Annotated in this window: 14 protein-coding genes; 2 read left to right on the top strand and 12 right to left on the bottom strand. The window is 39.9% G+C overall.

Going from position 1 to position 19617, the window contains the following annotated elements:
- Nucleotides 1-52: 52 nt before the first annotated feature.
- The 4 genes from AC4MRQ_RS05035 to AC4MRQ_RS05020 all read right to left on the bottom strand — a co-directional run bounded on the left by AC4MRQ_RS05035 (nt 53) and on the right by AC4MRQ_RS05020 (nt 4344).
- The gene (locus tag AC4MRQ_RS05035) at nt 53-1366 is read right to left on the bottom strand and encodes a hypothetical protein (protein ID WP_491196561.1); all 1314 of its coding nucleotides are present in this window, start codon (nt 1364-1366) and stop codon (nt 53-55) included.
- Between the two features lie 753 nt (nt 1367-2119).
- A complete protein-coding gene (locus AC4MRQ_RS05030) occupies nt 2120-2809 on the bottom strand; it encodes a hypothetical protein (RefSeq protein WP_491196560.1) in 690 nt (229 codons plus the stop codon).
- Between the two features lie 183 nt (nt 2810-2992).
- Nucleotides 2993-3226 (bottom strand): hypothetical protein, encoded by a 234-nt coding sequence (locus tag AC4MRQ_RS05025; protein ID WP_491196559.1) that lies wholly within the window; start codon nt 3224-3226, stop codon nt 2993-2995.
- A 404-nt stretch (nt 3227-3630) separates the two neighbouring features.
- On the bottom strand, nt 3631-4344 hold the full coding sequence (locus tag AC4MRQ_RS05020) for a 2-C-methyl-D-erythritol 4-phosphate cytidylyltransferase (RefSeq protein WP_491196558.1): 714 nt from the start codon (nt 4342-4344) through the stop codon (nt 3631-3633).
- Nucleotides 4345-4758: 414 nt separating this feature from the next.
- On the opposite strand from AC4MRQ_RS05020, the gene AC4MRQ_RS05015 reads away from it, so the two are divergent.
- On the top strand, nt 4759-5439 hold the full coding sequence (locus tag AC4MRQ_RS05015; RefSeq protein WP_491196557.1) for a DUF2461 domain-containing protein: 681 nt from the start codon (nt 4759-4761) through the stop codon (nt 5437-5439).
- Nucleotides 5440-5804: 365 nt separating this feature from the next.
- Nucleotides 5805-6593 carry a nickel insertion protein gene (gene larC / locus AC4MRQ_RS05010; RefSeq protein WP_491196556.1) on the top strand — a complete coding sequence of 263 codons (789 nt, stop codon included), beginning with the start codon at nt 5805-5807 and terminating at the stop codon, nt 6591-6593.
- Nucleotides 6594-6696: 103 nt separating this feature from the next.
- Here larC and AC4MRQ_RS05005 read toward each other — a convergent pair whose 3' ends face one another.
- The 8 genes from AC4MRQ_RS05005 to AC4MRQ_RS04970 all read right to left on the bottom strand — a co-directional run bounded on the left by AC4MRQ_RS05005 (nt 6697) and on the right by AC4MRQ_RS04970 (nt 19345).
- On the bottom strand, nt 6697-8232 hold the full coding sequence (locus AC4MRQ_RS05005) for a sulfatase family protein (protein ID WP_491196555.1): 1536 nt from the start codon (nt 8230-8232) through the stop codon (nt 6697-6699).
- Nucleotides 8233-8242: 10 nt separating this feature from the next.
- Nucleotides 8243-9337, bottom strand: a complete 1095-nt coding sequence (locus AC4MRQ_RS05000; protein WP_491196554.1) for a RidA family protein — start codon at nt 9335-9337, stop codon at nt 8243-8245.
- Complete coding sequence (locus AC4MRQ_RS04995) at nt 9337-11121, bottom strand: hypothetical protein (RefSeq protein ID WP_491196553.1); 1785 nt, start codon at nt 11119-11121, stop codon at nt 9337-9339. Before AC4MRQ_RS04995 ends, AC4MRQ_RS05000 begins: the two co-directional genes overlap by 1 nt.
- Nucleotides 11122-11138: 17 nt before the next feature.
- Nucleotides 11139-14537, bottom strand: a complete 3399-nt coding sequence (locus tag AC4MRQ_RS04990) for an SUMF1/EgtB/PvdO family nonheme iron enzyme (protein ID WP_491196552.1) — start codon at nt 14535-14537, stop codon at nt 11139-11141.
- Between the two features lie 4 nt (nt 14538-14541).
- Complete coding sequence (locus AC4MRQ_RS04985; RefSeq protein ID WP_491196551.1) at nt 14542-15312, bottom strand: IclR family transcriptional regulator; 771 nt, start codon at nt 15310-15312, stop codon at nt 14542-14544.
- 5 nt (nt 15313-15317) lie between these two features.
- Entirely contained in the window at nt 15318-16214 is an 897-nt protein-coding gene (locus tag AC4MRQ_RS04980) for a beta-propeller domain-containing protein (RefSeq protein WP_491196550.1), read from the bottom strand.
- Between the two features lie 12 nt (nt 16215-16226).
- Nucleotides 16227-16988 carry a hypothetical protein gene (locus AC4MRQ_RS04975; protein WP_491196549.1) on the bottom strand — a complete coding sequence of 254 codons (762 nt, stop codon included), beginning with the start codon at nt 16986-16988 and terminating at the stop codon, nt 16227-16229.
- A gap of 236 nt (nt 16989-17224) precedes the next feature.
- Nucleotides 17225-19345, bottom strand: a complete 2121-nt coding sequence (locus tag AC4MRQ_RS04970; protein WP_491196548.1) for a M3 family metallopeptidase — start codon at nt 19343-19345, stop codon at nt 17225-17227.
- Nucleotides 19346-19617 lie beyond the last annotated feature (272 nt).

The raw sequence follows: 19617 nt of genomic DNA, 5'->3' as shown, positions 1-19617 counted from the left end.
CCTGCCTAAAGGGATATCGGCCCACATAACCAAGCTGTAAATCAGTTCCCCTTTAGGGGTTAGGGGTTTGGTTTGAAGTCTTAACCAACTTCATCACCATCTTCCTCAATTCTTCCATCTCACTTCTCATCGCTCTATTCTCATCTCTCAACTCTTCCGTCACCCGTCTTCTGTCCTCACTCAACTCCTCAACTTTAAACTCTAAACTCTCTACTTCCTTATCCTTCTCAATCGCATACAACGTCAACTCTTCCACCTTCATCAAAAGCAGCTTATTCATCTCTGCCAGATTCACACCCGCCTCTTCCATCTCGGCAGCCGAGGGTATTTCAGGTAAGTGCTTATTGGCTTTTATAAAGGCTTCTACTTCAGATAAATCTTTTAAGTGGTAGTTGTCTTCAAATACAAAGTCTGCAGTGTTGCCATTGGCTGTGTAGGTGATATTGTTGGCTGCCAGGGTGCCGTTAAGTTGCATATCGTTAATGCTGGCTAGTGTCACTTCTATTTCTTGTGCTTTGATATTGCCTGCAACATCGAGTTTGGCGGAAGGAGTTGTGGTGCCAATGCCGATATCTCCTCTACGATAACCTCCGCCAGTACTAAGAACTATTGAAAGAGCATCATTATATGAATCAGTATCGCCAACTCTAATTTTTGCAGTATTTGGATTTCCTCCAAGGTTACCTATTGATAACCAGTAACCATTATCTCTCCCGATTCTTAAAGTATGATTTCCACTTGGACCATATAAATGCAATCTGTTTAAGGGATTGGATGTTCCAATACCAACATTGCCATCCTCATCTATTTTTAATCTATCAACGCCTATGCCTGCTACCCCACCATTTGTTCGAATTGTAATTGCTGGGGCGCCAATAAACATCCCATTATTTTGCCATATCATGTAATTATGACTATTGGTTGAGGTAGTATTATGGTAAAAATTACGCCTATCACCTGATACACTATTAAATTTTAGTGCACCATTCCACGACATATCGCCATTAATATCAAGCTTTGTACTTGGTGAATTCGTACCAATTCCAATATTACCGTTATGATTTATAGTTAAATCATTGGTATGGTTATTTGCTCGGAAAACAAGTCTATCAAAAGCATGTTCGTATTGCATTCCTCCAACATATGAATCATCAGAATCTCCAAATCCCATATATGATACCTTTGTATTAGGTGTCAATATGGAAATCATTCCGTTATCAATAGATTTTAAACTGATACCTGAAAAAGAATGAGCATTAAGTGTATTTGACCCATTGTTGACAATTAACTTATTATTAATAACTTCCTGCCCACAAGTAGCTCCCCAAAACATTCCCATTAAAATTAAAGTCGTTAGTTTTTTCATTGTTTTTCTTTTAGTGCACTGTGCTTGGTGCATCGTGCGTGTTATTATTATTTAGTTTTTATTGTTTTCACCTTCCGGCCCGCACCCTTCACTTCCTAAAGGGAACCAGCCCATATATCCAAGCTGTAAATCAGTTCCCCTTCAAGGGTTAGGGATATCAAGCTGTCAACCAAAGTTCCTTTAGGGATTTAGGGTAAATTCTCCAACAAAGCCTCCAACTTCGCCTATCGCTCGTTCTGCTCACCATCTCATCGCTCTATTCTCACCTCTCAACACCTCTGTCCACGTTCTTCCGTCAACTCTCCAACTCAGAACCCGGAACCCAGAACCTTCACATCTCGACAAATCACCACTTTGATATTCTTTACTCTTCCGTCTCCCGTCCCCGGTCTTCCGTCAACTCTTAAACTCTAAACCCAAAACTTTTCCCGCCGTCTCCCTTCGGACTTCTTTCACTTCTGCCTTTCTATTCCCTCTTCCCATTTCACAACAGGACACAACAAACCCATTCCGGCCTCTCACCCAGCTACATTCCCTTATTATAATAATTCCCGATTATCTTAAAAAAGACGCATAAAGAAACATAAAAAACTGACTCCTCCATGCTTATCGGTCAGATATTTTAACCACTAACAGCATGTTTTTCAACTCAACATATCGACACACTAATGTTCTTTACAAAAAAAAGCCCGGTTTTCACCAGGCTTTTCAACTGTATAACTATTGAACCTCATTACTTAATGGTACTGACTTTTATTCCTGCTCAAACTCCTCTTCCACTTCCTGCTTTTGGGCCTTACTCAGGTCAACGATTATGCGTGCCGACTTATAATTACGATAAACCTCGGGATGACTTTGTTCAAACAACAACATCAGTTTATCAATCTTGTTTTTCAGCAACTCATTAATTTCTGCGAACACCACTTTCATCTGATAGGTGGCTTGCGAGCGGGTTACAATGGCCGAACGTGGTGCCGATATCACCTCAACAAAATCATCAATCTCTTTCTTAAGATCATCCACCTTTTCGGGCGTACTGCCATAATTTTCAAATACATCCACGTGCTCTTCGGCTAGGGCGTGGATATTCAGACAAGTTGCTTTCAACTGCTCGGCACTCATATTCTGAAGCATCGACGGACTTATGCTCACCTTTGCCTGCAACTCAGGTAGATTATTGTCGATGGCATATACATACAATATGGCAGCGATCTGAATGGTTTCCTGAATCATTTCAGCTTCCTCTTTTTGCTTTAATTCACTGCGCCCAACAGCGTGGCCGGCCTGTAGCATAATCAAATTTTCCAGTTGATTCATGCGCTGGTCAAACACCACCAGGTTACTGGCAATGGCAGGATTGGTATTTAATACATCACCGTATTTTTTAAAGCTATCGCTAACGGCATTGAACATTGATTTGTGATTCTGTTGAATTTTATTCATTACATTGGATTTTATTTGGTTAATAACAATTGAAATTATTGCGGCTGTTTTTAAATGCCAAATAACTCCCTGAAATATTGATTAACAGGCCATATACATTGATTAACATTTACATATTATAGATAAACAACAATCGCTCATGCAAATTACAATCTATTTCACCACGATCTCACCACATAACGCTCAGCTAAATGAGCGCCAGGGAACCCGACCAAGGTCCAAGCCACCTTGCGCAGCGTAAAATCCACCTTTACCATCATTCTGGTCAACCACAGCATGGCAAAAGGGACTGCGAGCTGTCTGCCAGGCATCGCGACCATGATCCAAGGTAACGTGAGCATCGTAAAATTCATCTTTAATATCGTTCCGGGCAACCACAGCATAGTAAAAGGGAACGTGAATCGTCTTCCCAGGCACCACGAGCAAGGTTCAAGACACCTTGAGCATCGTAAAGTTCATCTTTAACATCGTTCCGGGCAACCACAGCATAGTAAAAAGGAACGTGAATCGTCTTCCCAGGTACCACGAGCAAGGTTTAAGACACCTTGAGCATCGTAAAATTCATCTTTACCGTCGTTCCGGGCAATTACAGCAGCGTAAAAAAGACATTTCCACAACTTCTAACTCAAAACTTTAAACCCTGAAACCTGAACTCTCCAACCTTTTTCCCTCCGGTCTTCCGTCTTCTGTCCTCCGTCATAAACTTTGAACCCTGAACACTTAACTCACTAAAAAACCCCAAACCCGGAACTCTTATTTCTCCCTCCTCATCAATGATTTTATCTTCAGAACATGACCTTACAATTCTGACTCTCCTCTGACTATGCCATTTCAAGCCCAGGCTCCTCATCACCTTCCACCTCTTCAAAGCCAGCTTTTATAAATGCATCTGCCAAAACCAAATCAAAGGGTGTGGTAATTTTAATATTCTCACGATTTCCGGCTACTAAATGAATCGTTTTTCCATAGGCTTCCACCACCGAGGCATCATCGGTAAACAAAGGACTGTAAGGCTGTTCATAGGCCGGAAATAACACATCGGAATGAAATACCTGTGGGGTTTGCACCAGTTTAATAGTTGAACGGTCTAAGGCTTTACTGCAATCCTCATCAATCTGGCGGATTGATTCATAGGCATCCAAAACAGGAATAGCATTGCCTAAAGCTTTAGCGTGATGGTAACACCTTCTTAAGGTGTCGGGTGATACAAAGGGACGAACCCCATCATGAATTCCAATTAAGGCTGGTGTTTCGACCAAAGACAAACCATTTTTGACACTCTCAAAACGTGTTGATCCTCCATTGGTAATTGCATGAGGTACATTAAAACGATGTTCCATGCACAAGTTCTGCCAGTATGCAATCTGAGTTTCGGGTAAAACCAGAATCAGTTTCATGAAAGCATCAAATTGATGAAAAGTGTTAATGGTGTGCATCAATACCGGCAGGTCATTGATCTTAAGGAATTGCTTGGGAATATCACTTCCCATTCGTGTGCCGCTACCACCGGCTACAATCACTGCATAGTTTGTCATTTGTTTATCGGGTAAACGTTTTTAATTTTCTCCCTGCTTCAAAATTAATGTGCGCTGGTTAATAACACAAGAGAAAAGAAACAGAAGATGAGTGAAGGAAGGTTGTATATCAGGGTGAACGCATTTAAAATATAAATAAACCACCCCGCCTGACGGCACCCTTCCTAAAATTCAGGAGGGGAACGGGGTTATGTCACTCTCCTCCTTTTGAAGGAGGAGTACCACGAAGTGGGGAGGTGGTTATAATTGTTAAATGCGTTTGCCGTGGATTGTATATCTTCTATGTTAACACCAAACCCTTAAACTTCATGAGCATTATTATTCTGTCATTCAATTTCGGTTATTGATCCATACTTTTCCAACTAATCATCTAAATTCGTATTTTGCAGTTTCATCAATTTAAACCAAAGAAATATGATAGACCCAATTGTATTTGATTTCCTGACACAGCTTAAAGCCAATAATAACCGCGACTGGTTTAATGAGAATAAGGCATTGTTTAACAAGGCCAAAGCATCGTTTGAAGCATCGATGCAACAGTTTATTGATATCGTTCACGACATTGATCCCAGTGTTGGTGATTTAACACCTAAAGAATGCGTGTTCCGCATTTATCGTGATACCCGTTTTTCGAAGGATAAAACACCTTACAAAACCAATATGGGCGGATTTGTTGCCAAAGGAGGCCGTAAGAGCACCATGGCCGGATACTATTTACATGTTGAGCCAGGCGCTTGTATGATTGCTGGTGGTAGCTATTGTCCCCCAGCCGATATATTAAAAGCTATTCGTCGTGAGATTTATAATTTTGCTGATGAGTATAAAGCGATTATTCAGGATAAAGAATTCGTAAAAGTATTTCCTGAAAAATTTGAGGATAAACTAAAGATGGCGCCAAAAGGATTTCCAAAAGACTTTGAAGATATCGAGTTATTAAAGTATAAATCCTTCGCACCGCTTCATGCCGCTTCTGATGATGAATTAACGGGCAATAATGCTGTCGATAATATGCGCCATGTTATTAAAACACTGGAGCCTCATAACTCTTTTATCAACCGTGGTATTACAACCGAGGAGGATGAGATTACTCTTTAATGAAGTATCAAGATGCAAGACATAAGAATCAAAGCTTGCTCCGCATTAACGGAGATGATTCACACAATGCAAAAAACTGCTTCTGATGAAACACTAATCTTCATGTATTCAACAGGGAAATCGCTTTTAAAAATATAGATAGACCAATTTTTATCTTTTAACCACAAATTTCCCGAATTACTCTAATTTCTAGTTCCGCTTTGCGGAACAATTTGTGTTAATTAGTGCAATCTGTGGTTCTAAAATTTTAATTACTTTTTAAAAGCAATTTCCCTGATGTATTCAACAATACAGTCAAATACAAAGTAGAGAAACAATATTAATAAGCTAACGGCACGATGCTGAAAGCTATAAGCTAAAACTGAATGCAATTATACATAGATGCAAGAGGAGGTATGGCCGGTGATATGTTTGCTGCGGCACTGATCTCGGCTGGTGCAGATGAGTCGCAAATGCTGAAAGCCATGAAACTGGCAGCTGAAAAGATTGGTGAAGCCACGATCAGCACATCATTGACTCACGATAAAGCTCATCGACTGCACATCGATATTAAACACAATCACGGTCATTTATCCGGGCATAAAGCTTATCATCTGTTAGAGGATATATTTGCTGAATTGGATATCAAAGGAGTCTATCAGGAATTTGGTTTTAAGGCCTTACAAGTTTTGATTGATGCCGAGATTAAGGCACATAAGGAGAATACTTTTCTTACTGACCATATCCATGCGCATCACCACCATCATCATAACGATACAGATCATCATCATGAGCACCATGAAGATGCTTATTTACATGAGGCACAGGATATCCTGATTGATATAACGGGTGCAGCTATGGGATTGCAGCTATTGGAAGCCCCGATAAAAGCTGAATTGATTGCTCCGGTAAGTTTTGGAGGCGGTCATATTACTTTCTCGCATGGTCATTTACCAGTCCCTGCACCAGCAACTAAGATTATCTTCGACAAGCATGACTTACCTGGTGAAATGGGTCCGATTGACAAGGAATTATGCACACCAACCGGCTCAGCTATATTAGCTGCCCTGGATGCAAGTTTGTCTGAGCAAAATGGTCTGAAAGTTATTAAAGAAGGGACATCAAGAGGAGGGAAGGATTTTCCTATTCCGCCGCTGAAGATACAATTGGTTTAAACCTGAAATGTCAATCAAGTGATAAAATAGCACTATCTATAAGTCTATAACAAAGTCCGTCAATTGACGGACTTTGTAAATCATACTAAATGTTGGTTTAGCATTACTCTTCTGACATCCACCAAAGTTGTTTCCATATCTTAGCCCCATCATTGGCTTGTGTTGCCCCAATAGTGCTGCGTCCGTCTGTAATTATTTTAGTTAGTAAAGTCTGTAGTTCCTTCACCTTCTCCGGATGTTGTTCTGATAAATTCACCTTTTCTCCTGCATCATTTTTCAGATTAAACAATTGTACACGAGGCAGAGAATCCATGTTGTCCTGACCCGGACGAGGGTAACTCCAGCCACCTGATCCCGGACACATAGCCAGCTTCCAATCACCTTTTCTGATGGCAAAACTACCATTGATTGAGTGATGGATAGTGGCCTCCCTTAAGGGCTTATCCATTTTCTGTTGTTGCAGAACAGGTAATATGCTGTAACTATCTTCTCCCTGGTTATCCTCCAGTTTTTGATTAATGATGTCGGCAACTGTTGCTAATAAATCAGTGGTGCAGATAACCTCATCACTTTGTGTTTTAGGCGTAACAACATCCGGCCATTTCACGATAAACGGTACACGGTGTCCGGCTTCATAAATATCGGCTTTATGACCGCGGTATGGTCCTCCCGGAAAGTGACCTGCCTTTTCCATTTCCTTGATATTAGCTGCAGGTGAGCAACCATTATCGGTTGTGAAAATCACCATTGTATTGTTTTCAATACCGCTGTTTTTAATCGCATCATTTAGTTGCCGGATGTAATCATCAACCATCATTACAAAATCTGCATAGGCATTGATACCACTTTTATCCTGCCATTCATCTGTTGGCAAAATAGGTGTATGTGGTGATGGCAAAGGCAGGTATAAAAAGAATGGCTTTTCTTTATTGGCACGTTCTTCTACGTATTTAATTGCACGACGGAAGAAGTTAGGTGTTACATCTTCATGCACAAAATCTGGTGCTGTGTCACCTAAGCGCCACCAACCACCATTTGGCAGATTACTTTCGGTTACTGTATCAGGTATGGCTGTTGGCATGTGATTTTCAACATATACATAAGGCGGAATATCCAATGAAGCAACATGTCCGTAGGAGTAGTCAAATCCAATATCGTTTGGTGAATTAGTAATCTCTTTGGAATAATCTATCTGATCAGATTCATCCATAGCCCAATTCCAACCCAAATGCCATTTACCTATAAATGCGGTATGATACCCATTGTCCTGAAGCAATGATGCAACAGTCATCCTGTTGTTGGAAATCAATGCCGTGTCTTTACCCCATAGAACTCCATTTTTTAAGCGTGAGCGCCAATTGTATCGGCCGGTTAATATACCATATCGCGTAGGTGTACAAACCGACGAAGACGTATGGGCATCTGTGAAGATCATGCCTTCATCTGCCATTTTATTTAAGGCTGGTGTTGGTATTTTACATTCAGGATTATAAGCTTCAACATCACCATAACCCATATCATCAGCAAGAATGTAAATAATATTGGGTTTTGAAACAGCTTGATCTGAAGTACCTGTACTTGAAATCTGGCATGCTGATAATAACAACACAGCCAGTAGAAATAAGATTGGTTTAATCATAGATAATGTATTAATGGGTTTTTACAAATGCTTCAATCTCAACAAGTAGTTCGTCGCGGCAAACATCAGCTTTTACACAAATAATAGGTGCTTCTGGGTATTTATCCCGGCATATTCTTTCTACTCTTTCATAATCATCAGTGTGCTTTATATATGCACGTAACAGCCGGACATCAGATGTTTTTAATTCTTTTTCTCCTTCTGGTACTGCCAATTGGCAGAGCGAATGAATATGTTGCAGGGTAAGCTCTGTTTGTCTGGACACCTCAGCTTCATGGCTATCTTCACCTTCGATAGCAGCAGTTCCTGATACAAAAAGAAGGGATTCTGTTGCTGTCTCCAACAACTTCGCCCGTTCAAATTTGGGTGTAGTCCGGGTTGACAGGCAACCATTTTCAAGCACCTTATTGGAGTATATATGGGCATCGATCTGATCAGGATTTGTAATGGTTCTCAACCCGAATCCGTCGACAGCAATCAGATCAATGGAAAGACGAGTTCCTGCTACCCCAATTCCTGTGGCAGCCGGATAGCCCGATGTCCAATTAACCAAATTGTAAGTATTACTTCTGATGTCATTAAACACCTGGTAATTCTGTTTCTCATCAGAGGCAGCCAATATTGAAGGAATATAATTCCACTGACGGACAATATGCTTGTACGAGAAGTTATTTTGTTTCAGGATCTCACTGCTTTTCTGGAAGATCGTTTCAGCTTGTTCTTCAAGTGTCTCAGCATTTTTATCGTTGATTCCGTTCAGCAAAATCACCCTGTTACCCGCTTCATCTATCTCAACCACGTCAACACCTTCTTCCTGTTTATAATGAAGAATACCATTGCCTTCGTAAGAAACATATTCGGCAGAAAGGCTACAGTTTAAAGGCTTTTGTGCTACCAAATTGATTCTGATTTTTCTTTGAGAACCAACTTGTTGCCAAATGGTATCAATGATTTGTTTACAGCTGTGCAGTTCCTTGTCTGTGTTGCCGGCAACAAACACAGTTATCTTTACAAGCTTGTCAATCTTTGATAATTGTTTAAAAATATCAATTGCAGCATCGTTTAGGTTTGGCTTATTACTACAAATGGTATTAAAATTCAGCATTACAAGGATTTAAGATATTCTACTAATTGTTCCACTTCTTCTTTGCCCAGCTCCTGATCCCTCAAGCCATGCTTTTCATTTGTAAATACCTCTTCCAGGGTTGCACACCTGCCATCGTGCAAATACGGACCGGTACGCCATATTTCCACCAGGCTTGGTGTATCCCAGGTATTTTGTTGATCGTATGGACTCATTTTACCCATGGTATGTTTCTTCATGTCAGTAAAGTATTTACCATGATGACAGTAACTACAACCAACTCTTTCATAGATTGCTTTGCCCTTTTCCGCTTTGTCAGATAGTTGTCCGTCATCCTTTAAATAAGGACTTGGAACTGGTTTCAGTCTTTTCAGGTATGCATCCACTTTTTTGGCATCTTCCTCTTTCACCTGCGCAAACTGAATATGCCGGAAACCTGCTCGTACGGCAATTTCAGCCGTAGGTCGTATACCGGTAATCATGGCAGGAGGTGTTTCATGGCTTAAAAGCAGACTTTTACAGTTTTTAGGATTACCAATGCCATCATTAAGTAAATCCCAGTTTAAACCATCAACACGTGCATCATTGGGATGGCATCCATTACAAGATTGCCAACCCTGAAAACAATGTGAGGCATCATTAAAAATCATTTCACCTAAACGAATGTCATCTGGTTGGTAGTCCTCATTAAGCTGAATTGTTTTTGTTGGTTTTGACTGAGTCAGATCAACTATTTCTATATCGTCTGAAAAATAGTTGGCTACGAGTAGTTTTTGATCAACAACCTTGATTACACGAGGCCCGTTTCCTTCAATGGCAAAACGTTGCCTGAGCGGTTGAATGAATTGTAAGTCGTACGAAAGGTTTTCTTTGTTCTTGTATTTCTCCAATTGATCAATAAAAGGCTGATATTGGATTCGACTATAGTCGTGAGTACCAGAATGAGCCACAATTATTTCCTCATCATTGATACTTATACCCCACGTGCCAGCAGCTCCTCTTTCGGATTGATCCAGAATAACTGTAGCAACATACGACAGCTTTTTAGCATCGATAACAGAAATAGCAGAGGTATTCATCCAACCTTGGACAAGTTGAGTAGTTGGAACCTGAAAGCGTCCCAGGTTGTGGCTAACAAAAACATATTTTCCATCCGGTGATATAGTAATATCTCTTAGTGCATTGCTGCCATTGGCCAATCGTATATCCTTAACCTTTATCCCCTTTTCGGTATCAATGATAGAAACTGCGGCTGCTACGGTATCAATATCGGCCCGTGTTTCAGGTAGCAGATTGGCAACAAACAGAAAGCGTCCGTCATTGGATATTGCCTCTGTCATGGGCTGCCTTAGTACTTCAATCCTGTCAATCTCTTTACCTTGATTAACATCTACAACCGAAACGTCGTCGGTATATTGATTGGCCACATAAATCAAATGTTTTTCAGGATGTGCAACCGGAGCGCACGCACCATGACCAACCCTGATTTGTTGTTCTACACCATTTTTCAGATCAAATTTTAGCAGATAACCTTTAGAATAGGTCGTTGTCACCCAAAGTGATTTATCCTTGAATATCAATCCTGTTGGCGGTAGTTCTGTTTTAAACTGCTTAATGATTTTGCCATCCTTCAGGCGCATAATAGCTATGGTATTAGCTGTTTTGCCGGCAATAGCAACCATCTTCTTATGTTGATCAACCGCCATTGCTGTAGGCGAAAAAGGCTGATTAAGCTCGGATGTTTGAGCAACACCAGCTGTCAACAACACAAAAGCACTTAATAAGATAAGATTTAATCTCTTCATGATTCTCAGGATTAGCCTTACTCCTCAATTATTAATCTAAAGCCAACATTAAACACCTTCTGGAAGCTTAAATAACCATCTTTTGTTGCCGAGGTGGCGTTTTTGGGTCGATCTCTCCATGAGCCACCTTTAGCCGTTTTTAGCTGGCCGTTATTTTCTTTTTGCCCCTGAATCGGGAAATCGTAATCCGAACGTGTCCATTCTGCCACATTGCCCAGCATATCGTACAGACCCCATGGGTTGGATTTGTATTGTCCGGTTCCCTGCGGTACGAGAATGCCATCGTTGTAAGTATTATTGCGGGGTACAAAGTCATAGTACTTACGTCGCTTGTCATCAGCTTTCATAGGCTTCGGATCAACTCCAACAACCGCCAGGTCTTTCAATGAAATATCAGCCAGGTTCTCATATTCTGAGAAATCATCATCAATCCCACCAAAATACATGCTGGTATTACTTCCTGCCCGTGCAGCCCACTCCCATTGTTCTTCTGTCGGCAGATTTATCTTCAGACCTGTTTTGTCACTAAGGATTTTAGCAAACTCTGTTGCCTGGTCCCACGATACTCTGATAACCGGCATTTGATCTTCGTCAGCCGGATAACCTGGGAATATATGATCTTTCCACTGTTGGTCTATCACCCTGCTGTCGTGATCTTTAAAAATGGTTCGGAATACTTTATTGGTTACCTCCGTCTTCATCATCCAGAATGGCTGCTCTATTTCAGCCACTTTTTCAAGTTGATCGGGTTGTCCATTGTAATCACCCATTATGTACTTTCCTGCCGGAATCCTGACAAACTCCAAAATAACACCACCACCAATATCTACTTTCCTGGTAATTGAGTTATCAACAGCGGCTGCGTTTTGCAGCTCATCGGCAGAATGCTTATCCAACGGCCATCCTTCAACTTCCAAAGGCCTGTATGGAACCGGTGTGTAATCAGGCATTATTGGTGTAATATCACCAAGTTTCTTTCTTTCTTCGCTTGCTTTTTTATATTCTTCGCGGTTTGTAATATCAACATTAGCAAATAATTTCGCCAATTCCTTTCTTCGTTCATATTGATCAAACCCTTTGTATTCAGGTTCATCGAAATCCCCTTTATAGGGCACATTTAAATCGATCCAGGTATACAAGCGATCCCACTCTTTCTTGTCGAGTTCAACACCATGATGGCCTTTACTTAGCATCTGGATCAAGTCACTTGTATTGACATAATGATCCATCGGCTCCAGGGTATAGAAATCAGATTCACACCCTGGACGTCTTACATAAGGGTGTAATGCCATATAAGACTTTGAGAAGTCACGATACCCTGCTTGCTCATCACTTGAGAAATCCGGAAGGCTTTGATCGTTTCCATTATGGCAGGCTACACAACGCTTTTCAATTATTGGTTTTACCTCATTATTGTAACTGAATGGACGTGCATCGCCATACCAGGGTTGAATTATTTCAGGTTTTTTTCGTGCAGCCATTGTAAACTTCGATTCCGGCATCGAGTTCTGATCTTCATGACAACCAACACAACTTACCACTTCACCAGGCATGGCCGTCATCCAGCTACGCATTAATTGTAGGGCATTCCCATTAGCATCAAGTGGTTGCATCGAAATTGGTGTATTGGCCGGAATTTTAAAGGTGGCTGAGCCATCCTCTTCAACCGGCACAGTGCCCAGAATCCGCTTTACATCCCAACTACTTTCCAAACCAATAAGATCGTGGCTACCTTTATGATTATAGCTATATTCATAGGTGAAAAGTCTTAAACTTTTAACTGTACCCCTTGGTACTTCTTTTAAGCCTTTACCCTGATAAATATCCATAATATATACCGTTGCAGTGGTATCTTCAAGCCTCACTTTTTCAGGAATAACAGGAGGTGTCGGGCGCTTTTCCAATACCATAGGTTCAATAAAAGCGTATCCTTCTTCATCGTAAACCCGAGTCATATTATCGAATCGATCCACCAAATAGATTCCCCAAAGATCATCCGGGCTCATCTTAGCGGAAACCAGGAAATAATCTTCGCTAAGTGGATGTGGTGTTAAAAACTGCGGCCACACACCATCTACCAACCGATCTTTGACTATAGGTTCAACTTTTTTACCATAGCCTGGAATTTCCTGAATAACACCATCTGCTTCTTTTCTTCCCAGTGTCGGATCAAAAATCAATAACCTTCCTGCACGGGCAACGCCGTGATGACCTGATACGATCCCAACAAATTGAGAGGGATGGTCAGGAATTGGTTGAACATCGAACAACGAATTAGGAAAATAAGAACCGCTGCCGTAATGTTCTTTCTTCGTTGTTCCGTCAGGATTCATACTCATTAATATGCGCGTAAAATAGTGCGAGTTATCGGTATATTCCCATCGGAGGTAAGATACTTTTCCATTATTAAGAACCACCGGATTCCATTCGCTTTCCTGACCAAAATTTAACTGACGAAGGTCTTTTGTTTCAGGTTCTAGAAGGTAAAGGCTTCCAACTTTACTTCCTCCACTAACACAGGGTACTGCAGCATATGAAGCTGTTGTAGCAGTTATTATTTTACCGCTAGGCAGATAACAAGGATCAAAATAATCAATATCACAAAAGTTGGTTGGAGTTATGGTTGTACTGGTTTTATCGTTAATGTTGTATTCACATATCTCCCACATCTTGTTCTCACCTACAGTTGAGTAGAGCAGTCTGTCTCCATCCCAATGCAAGTCAATATCTTTAATGGGTGCACCATTGGAATTTTTTAACAGTGAATTGACCTGAACATCCTTATTTAACTGTGTTAATACACAAATATCATTTTGCCATCCTTTTCTATTAATCTCCGATGAAGTGGTCCAATTATTTTTATTTCGACCTATTTCGCGGGATGTTGCATGGCGAGCATTATTCACTTTATATCTAAGAACCAATAACTCTTTTTCGTTGAGTAAAGGATTATCAAGCATCACCGACCGGTGCTTTTCCAGAAACTTAACAATCTCCTTGGTTGCTTTGCTATTAAGCTTGTAGATTTCCGGTTTTAAGCTATTAATACGCTCTTCATACTTATCTAATTGTTTAAGAAATGATTTTGTATCGTTGCTCACATATTGTTGTTTGGCTGCAATATTCTCCAAACTCATTCGGGTACCCGCAAATGAAATGCGATTGATACGCTTTTGCAGTTGTGTAACTTCGTGAATTGACGACAGCAGTTGTTTCTTTTCACTCTTATCCTTAATAATATCAGCTTTCTTAGCCAGATAATCCGGCTGTTCCAGTTGCTTTAGTGCCACCTGGATCAAGGAGTCAAGTTTATCTTTTTTATCAATTTTGGGATTAATTCCCCAACTATTAATATGTAATAGCAGGCCTAAGCATACCATTAAAACCAGTTTGAATTTGTTCTTTCCCTGACTCATATCCTTACTTTTTAATATAGCCTAAACGTTTTGATATTTTCAATGCATACTCTCTGATGATTTCACCATTTTTGGCGAAGTCCTTTTCGGGAAGGCGCGATGACGGTCCGGTTACCCATAACAATGCAACGGGTTGACCATTCGAAGAATACACAGGAGCGCCAATGCAATGCACTCCTTCTAACTCTTCAGCACAATCAATGGCATAGCCAAGTTTGCGAATGTCATCCAGATGTTTTTTAAACGCTTTTTTATCTGTTATAGTATTTTCGTTATAACGTGTTAACTCCATATCTGCGATTAAAGAGTCCCGCTCGTTAGGGTCGCAAAATGCCAGATAAGCTTTACCTGGTGCTGAAACATGCATATCAACTTTCTTACCTGGTTTAAGGAAAAATGTAAACGGATGATTTCCAATCACCTGATCAAGCATGATTATTTTTTCGTCAACCATGGTTCCGATCAGCACTGTTTCATTGAGCTCATCTTTTAATTGGCGCATAACACCCAGCGATTTCTCAATCAGGCTTTCATCACCCATACTTGATAAACCAAGCTTTAGAAACTTTTTGGTCAGTACAAAACTGTTATCTGATTCCTTAAATAAATAACCGTGCTTTACAAAGGTATTAAGAATACGAAATACGGTTGTTTTGGCTAAACCGGTCTTATCAATTAACTCCTGCAGAGAAAATCCATCCTGGGTGGATGACAATAACTCTATAATGGTTATTGCTCTTTCAATATTCGGAACTGTGCTTAATTGCTTTTCCATTCTTATTATCTGTAAAGTTCACCTCGCTCCATTCTTCCTTCTCCCTCAAGAATCTGCAAGGTAGAAATTGTACTAAACTTACTCCAATCACTTACTTCCCAAACAACCTGCTTATCTCTTGTAACTTCAAATACCTGGGCTTGATTATTCCGATGACCATGGCCTCCCCAATTACAAACAATGGTATTTCCGTTTGGTAATCGTTGCACATTGGCTACAAACCGAAGTGGATAACCTGGTAATTCATTTTCCTCAAGTGTCCATATTTCTTTGTTGTTCTTGTCTACTTCTATTAAGCGATGGCCATCGCCACAGGCTATAAGCGTATTCCCATTTTCCAGACGAACTGAAGAGAAAGCATTGCCTTTCATGGGAATGGTTCTTATAATATTACCTTTTTTATCAAACTCACACACTTTGTTTTCGCTAAAGTAACCAATAAGATACGTTCCCTCATTTGTTTTTCTGATATTTCTGAATTGTGCGTGTGGATGTTTTTTGGTTGTTGGAATGATCAATTCCTTTTTGATTTTCCCCTTGAGGCTGATCTCCATTAGCTTTGCCGGAGTTCCGTTCTGAATGATTAATACATTGCCATTTTTAAGCATGGAGGCCGATTGCACTTCTGTTTTAGGCTCCCCTTTGTATTCCCAAAGAATTTCTTTATCAAGGTTGACCAATTTAGCTCCGGTCTGACAACTGAATAATATGGTGCTGTCAGATAACATGCTGACATCGTTACATTCTTTACCTGATGGGTAAGCCCATTCAACATTGCCCTCTTTGTCTACAATAACGATTTCTTTCATGCCACTACCAGAGGCTATAAACCGATGTTTTATTTCTTGTCCCTGAATATTGATGACGATACAAAGAATGCCTAAAATTGTAAATAGCTTCATTTTTTGATGGGTTTAAAATTTAGTATTAATGCCAATGGTAGCCCAAAATTCATCTTCAATATCAGGACGCTTATCAAAGCTCCACTGTTTATTAATGGCTCCGTGAATATTAAAAGCTCCAACTTTTACCGAAGTAGAAATACTTGAAGTAGCATGCGTCCAACCTGAACCCGCTCCAAACACACCGGTATGATAGTTGACTGCTCCACCAATCTTAATCTTTGACAATACCGGTATTGTATAATATCCGGAAAATTCATGAACCGATCCATCTTTAAAATCTATATCACCAAAGGGAAATATGTAATAAAGGTTATATCCAGGTACAATGGCCTGCTCACCAACTTTAATCAACGACGGTAAAGAAAAACCCAGGTTGTATTTCCATAACATTTTTGTATGATCTTCTCCATTCGCTTTTGGTAAGTAAGCATTTGGACAAACTATATAATCAATAAAACTGTTCAATGCTACCTTATAACGCTTTTCATTAAAAAGCGATTTCTTGTATTTAAGTAGGAATTCAATATCATCATTGTCCTTTAAACCTCTGTCAACAGGTAATGATGCCCAAGCAGCAATTGACAGTCCGGTTTTACCAATCGAATACTCCAGATATGGATGAAGCACAGGTTTGTTACTATTGATATCCCAACCATGCCAGATGGAATGAGTGGCAAAAGTTAAATCAGCATAAAACGATTGAGTTTTTTGTGCATGGACATTAATTATCGATAAGATAACAAGTAAAAAAGTAAAGCTTATTTTTTTCATGAATTGAAGTTTCTTATTTGAAACATTGTTTCTAATAAGGGCAAAAGTATAAATTAATCTCAAATCAAGAAGATTATTGTTGTAAATTTTACACGAATGATGTTCCGATTAGTCTGTTATATTGAGACAGATATCGCTGAAAATGAAGAAAGAGAAGAAGATCTGTTACAAATAAAAGCGGCTACCCTAAAATAGAGTAGCCGCGTTGTTGTTATTGTTGATTGGATATAAGGGTCTTATTCTAAGCCACGTTGACGAAGTAAAGCTTCAATCTTTGGCTCGCGTCCACGGAAGTTCTTGTACATTTCCATAGCATCTACAGTTCCGCCTCTTTCCAGAATATTTGAACGGAATGATTGCGCTGTAGATTGGTCGTATAAGCTTGTTTCTTTAAAAGCTTCAAAAGCATCAGCATCTAAAACACCAGACCAGATATAACTGTAATAGCCGGCAGTGTAACCACTACTGGCAAAAATGTGCATAAAATACGTTGACTTGTAACGCGAGATAATCTCAGGAATCAGACCAATACTCTTAAGGTAATCTTCCTCGAACTGATTCACATCAATGACCTTTTCTTCTTTCTGGGTATGGTAGTTCATATCCAGTAAAGCAGCAGCCAGGTACTCAGTTGTTGCAAAACCCTGGTTAAAGTGTCCACTGTTCTTCAATTTCTCAACCAACTCATCAGGAATTACTTCACCAGTTTTATAATGACGTGCATATTCTTTCATCACTTCAGGATCACTAGCCCAATTCTCCATAACCTGAGAAGGAAGCTCAACAAAGTCGCGCGGTACAGAGGTTCCTGATAGACCATTATAAGTACAATCACTTAATAACTGATGCAAACCATGACCAAATTCGTGGAATAAAGTAGTGGTTTCATCAAAGCTCAATAATGCCGGCTTATCGCCAACCGGCTTAGAGAAATTACATACGATGGTTACAACTGGTGGAATATCTTCACCACCGCGTCGGCTCTGTTTGCGGAAAGTACCACACCAGGCACCTTGCTTTTTAGTAGCACGCGGATGCCAGTCCATATACAAAATACCTTTGTGCGAACCATCAGCTTCCAGTACTTTAAATACCTGTGCATCAGCATGAGGTTTTGGGAAGTCTTCGGTAATCTCCTCAAATTGAAGACCAAATAACTTGGTAGCTACTGCAAAAGCTCCATCACGTACATTATTTAGTTCAAAGTATGGACGTACTTCATTTTCATCTAAATTGTATTTTTCCTGGCGCACTTTCTCAGCATAATACCACCAGTCCCATGAAGCTAATTTAAATCCTCCTTTTTCGCGATCGATAATTGCTTGCATAGCTTCACGCTCTTTCTTGGCAACAGGTAAAGCCCTGTCCCAAAGCTGCTCTAATAATCCGTAAACTTTATCAGAGGTTTTAGCCATGCGCTCTTCCAACACATAATCGGCATAAGTTTCGTAACCCAGCAAATTAGCTTTTTTGACACGCAGGTTAACAATCTCTTCAATGATTTTCTTATTATCTAAATCATCGTTGTTATTACCACGCATGAAATAACCTTTGTAAAGCTTCTCACGTAACTCGCGCTTATCAGCATAAGATAAGAAAGGCAGCATACTCGGCTTTTGAGTGGTAAACACCCATTTGCCTTCCATATCCATTTCCTTAGCTGTTTCGGCAGCACCAATCACCGCTGACTCTGGCAAACCAGCCAAATCTTCTTTATTATCAATCACTAACTTAAACTTGTTAGTTTCTTTCAATACATTAGTTGAATAAGTATTGAATAACTCTGAAAGACGAGAGTTAATTTTTCGCAATTCTGCTTTTTTATCATCAGCTAAACTAACACCACTGCGAACAAAACCTTTGTAAGTATCTTCAAGCAACATCATTTGCTCACCATTAAGATTTAAAGCATCTTTTTGGTCAAATACGGCTTTTACTTTGGCAAACAAGGCAGGATTTAAGTTGATATCATCACTGTGAGCACTCATTTTCTTACCAACTTCTGAAGCAATGTTCATAATACCTTCGGTACCATGAGCCGATTTCAAACTGTAGTATACCGACATAACTTCTGATAACATTTTACCTGCATCATCAAGCGCAACAATGGTATTTTCAAATGTGGCTGCTTCCTTATTATTGATAATAGCTTCAACCTCTGCCTTATGCTCAGCCATAGCTTTATCAATAGCCGGCATATAATGTTCAGGTTTTATCTGTTCAAAAGGTGGTACATTGTAAGGTGTATCATACTTACCAAAAAAAGGGTTTTCCCCACTGTTTTCTTTTTTCTGAGGCGACTGGCATGCCGAAACGGCGATTACCATTGCCAACGAAAGCAATAGAAATTGTCTCATCTGTCTTAAAATTATATAATTGACTATTAGGTTGTGCATCGAAAGATTTGCAAGATAGATAAAAGGCGACTACATTTTGTATGATAAAACACAGTTTTATTTATGTCGTAAAACACATTCCAACTTATTTTGGACCATTGAACAATGTCAATAATTGGGTGTTTTGCTACGGTAAGTTGATTCTCAGAATGATAATCAGCACAGTTAAATGCGAATATTCCTCATTTTTTAGACCATTATTTTTAAGTAATATTGCCGCATTGTTAAGGCTT

Source organism: Carboxylicivirga sp. (assembly GCF_982718395.1).
The sequence above is the reverse complement of the archived record's forward strand: the minus strand, read 5'-3'. Positions and strand labels throughout refer to the sequence as shown.

Coding starts and splice junctions, on each gene's coding strand:
- AC4MRQ_RS04985 (WP_491196551.1), bottom strand. CDS start 15,312: ATGGAAAAGCAATTAAGCACAGTTCCGAATATTGAAAGAGCAATAACC.
- AC4MRQ_RS05020 (WP_491196558.1), bottom strand. CDS start 4,344: ATGACAAACTATGCAGTGATTGTAGCCGGTGGTAGCGGCACACGAATG.
- larC (WP_491196556.1), top strand. CDS start 5,805: ATGCAATTATACATAGATGCAAGAGGAGGTATGGCCGGTGATATGTTT.
- AC4MRQ_RS05030 (WP_491196560.1), bottom strand. CDS start 2,809: ATGAATAAAATTCAACAGAATCACAAATCAATGTTCAATGCCGTTAGC.
- AC4MRQ_RS04975 (WP_491196549.1), bottom strand. CDS start 16,988: ATGAAAAAAATAAGCTTTACTTTTTTACTTGTTATCTTATCGATAATT.
- AC4MRQ_RS05005 (WP_491196555.1), bottom strand. CDS start 8,232: ATGATTAAACCAATCTTATTTCTACTGGCTGTGTTGTTATTATCAGCA.
- AC4MRQ_RS05035 (WP_491196561.1), bottom strand. CDS start 1,366: ATGAAAAAACTAACGACTTTAATTTTAATGGGAATGTTTTGGGGAGCT.
- AC4MRQ_RS04970 (WP_491196548.1), bottom strand. CDS start 19,345: ATGAGACAATTTCTATTGCTTTCGTTGGCAATGGTAATCGCCGTTTCG.
- AC4MRQ_RS04980 (WP_491196550.1), bottom strand. CDS start 16,214: ATGAAGCTATTTACAATTTTAGGCATTCTTTGTATCGTCATCAATATT.
- AC4MRQ_RS05000 (WP_491196554.1), bottom strand. CDS start 9,337: ATGCTGAATTTTAATACCATTTGTAGTAATAAGCCAAACCTAAACGAT.
- AC4MRQ_RS05015 (WP_491196557.1), top strand. CDS start 4,759: ATGATAGACCCAATTGTATTTGATTTCCTGACACAGCTTAAAGCCAAT.
- AC4MRQ_RS04990 (WP_491196552.1), bottom strand. CDS start 14,537: ATGAGTCAGGGAAAGAACAAATTCAAACTGGTTTTAATGGTATGCTTA.
- AC4MRQ_RS04995 (WP_491196553.1), bottom strand. CDS start 11,121: ATGAAGAGATTAAATCTTATCTTATTAAGTGCTTTTGTGTTGTTGACA.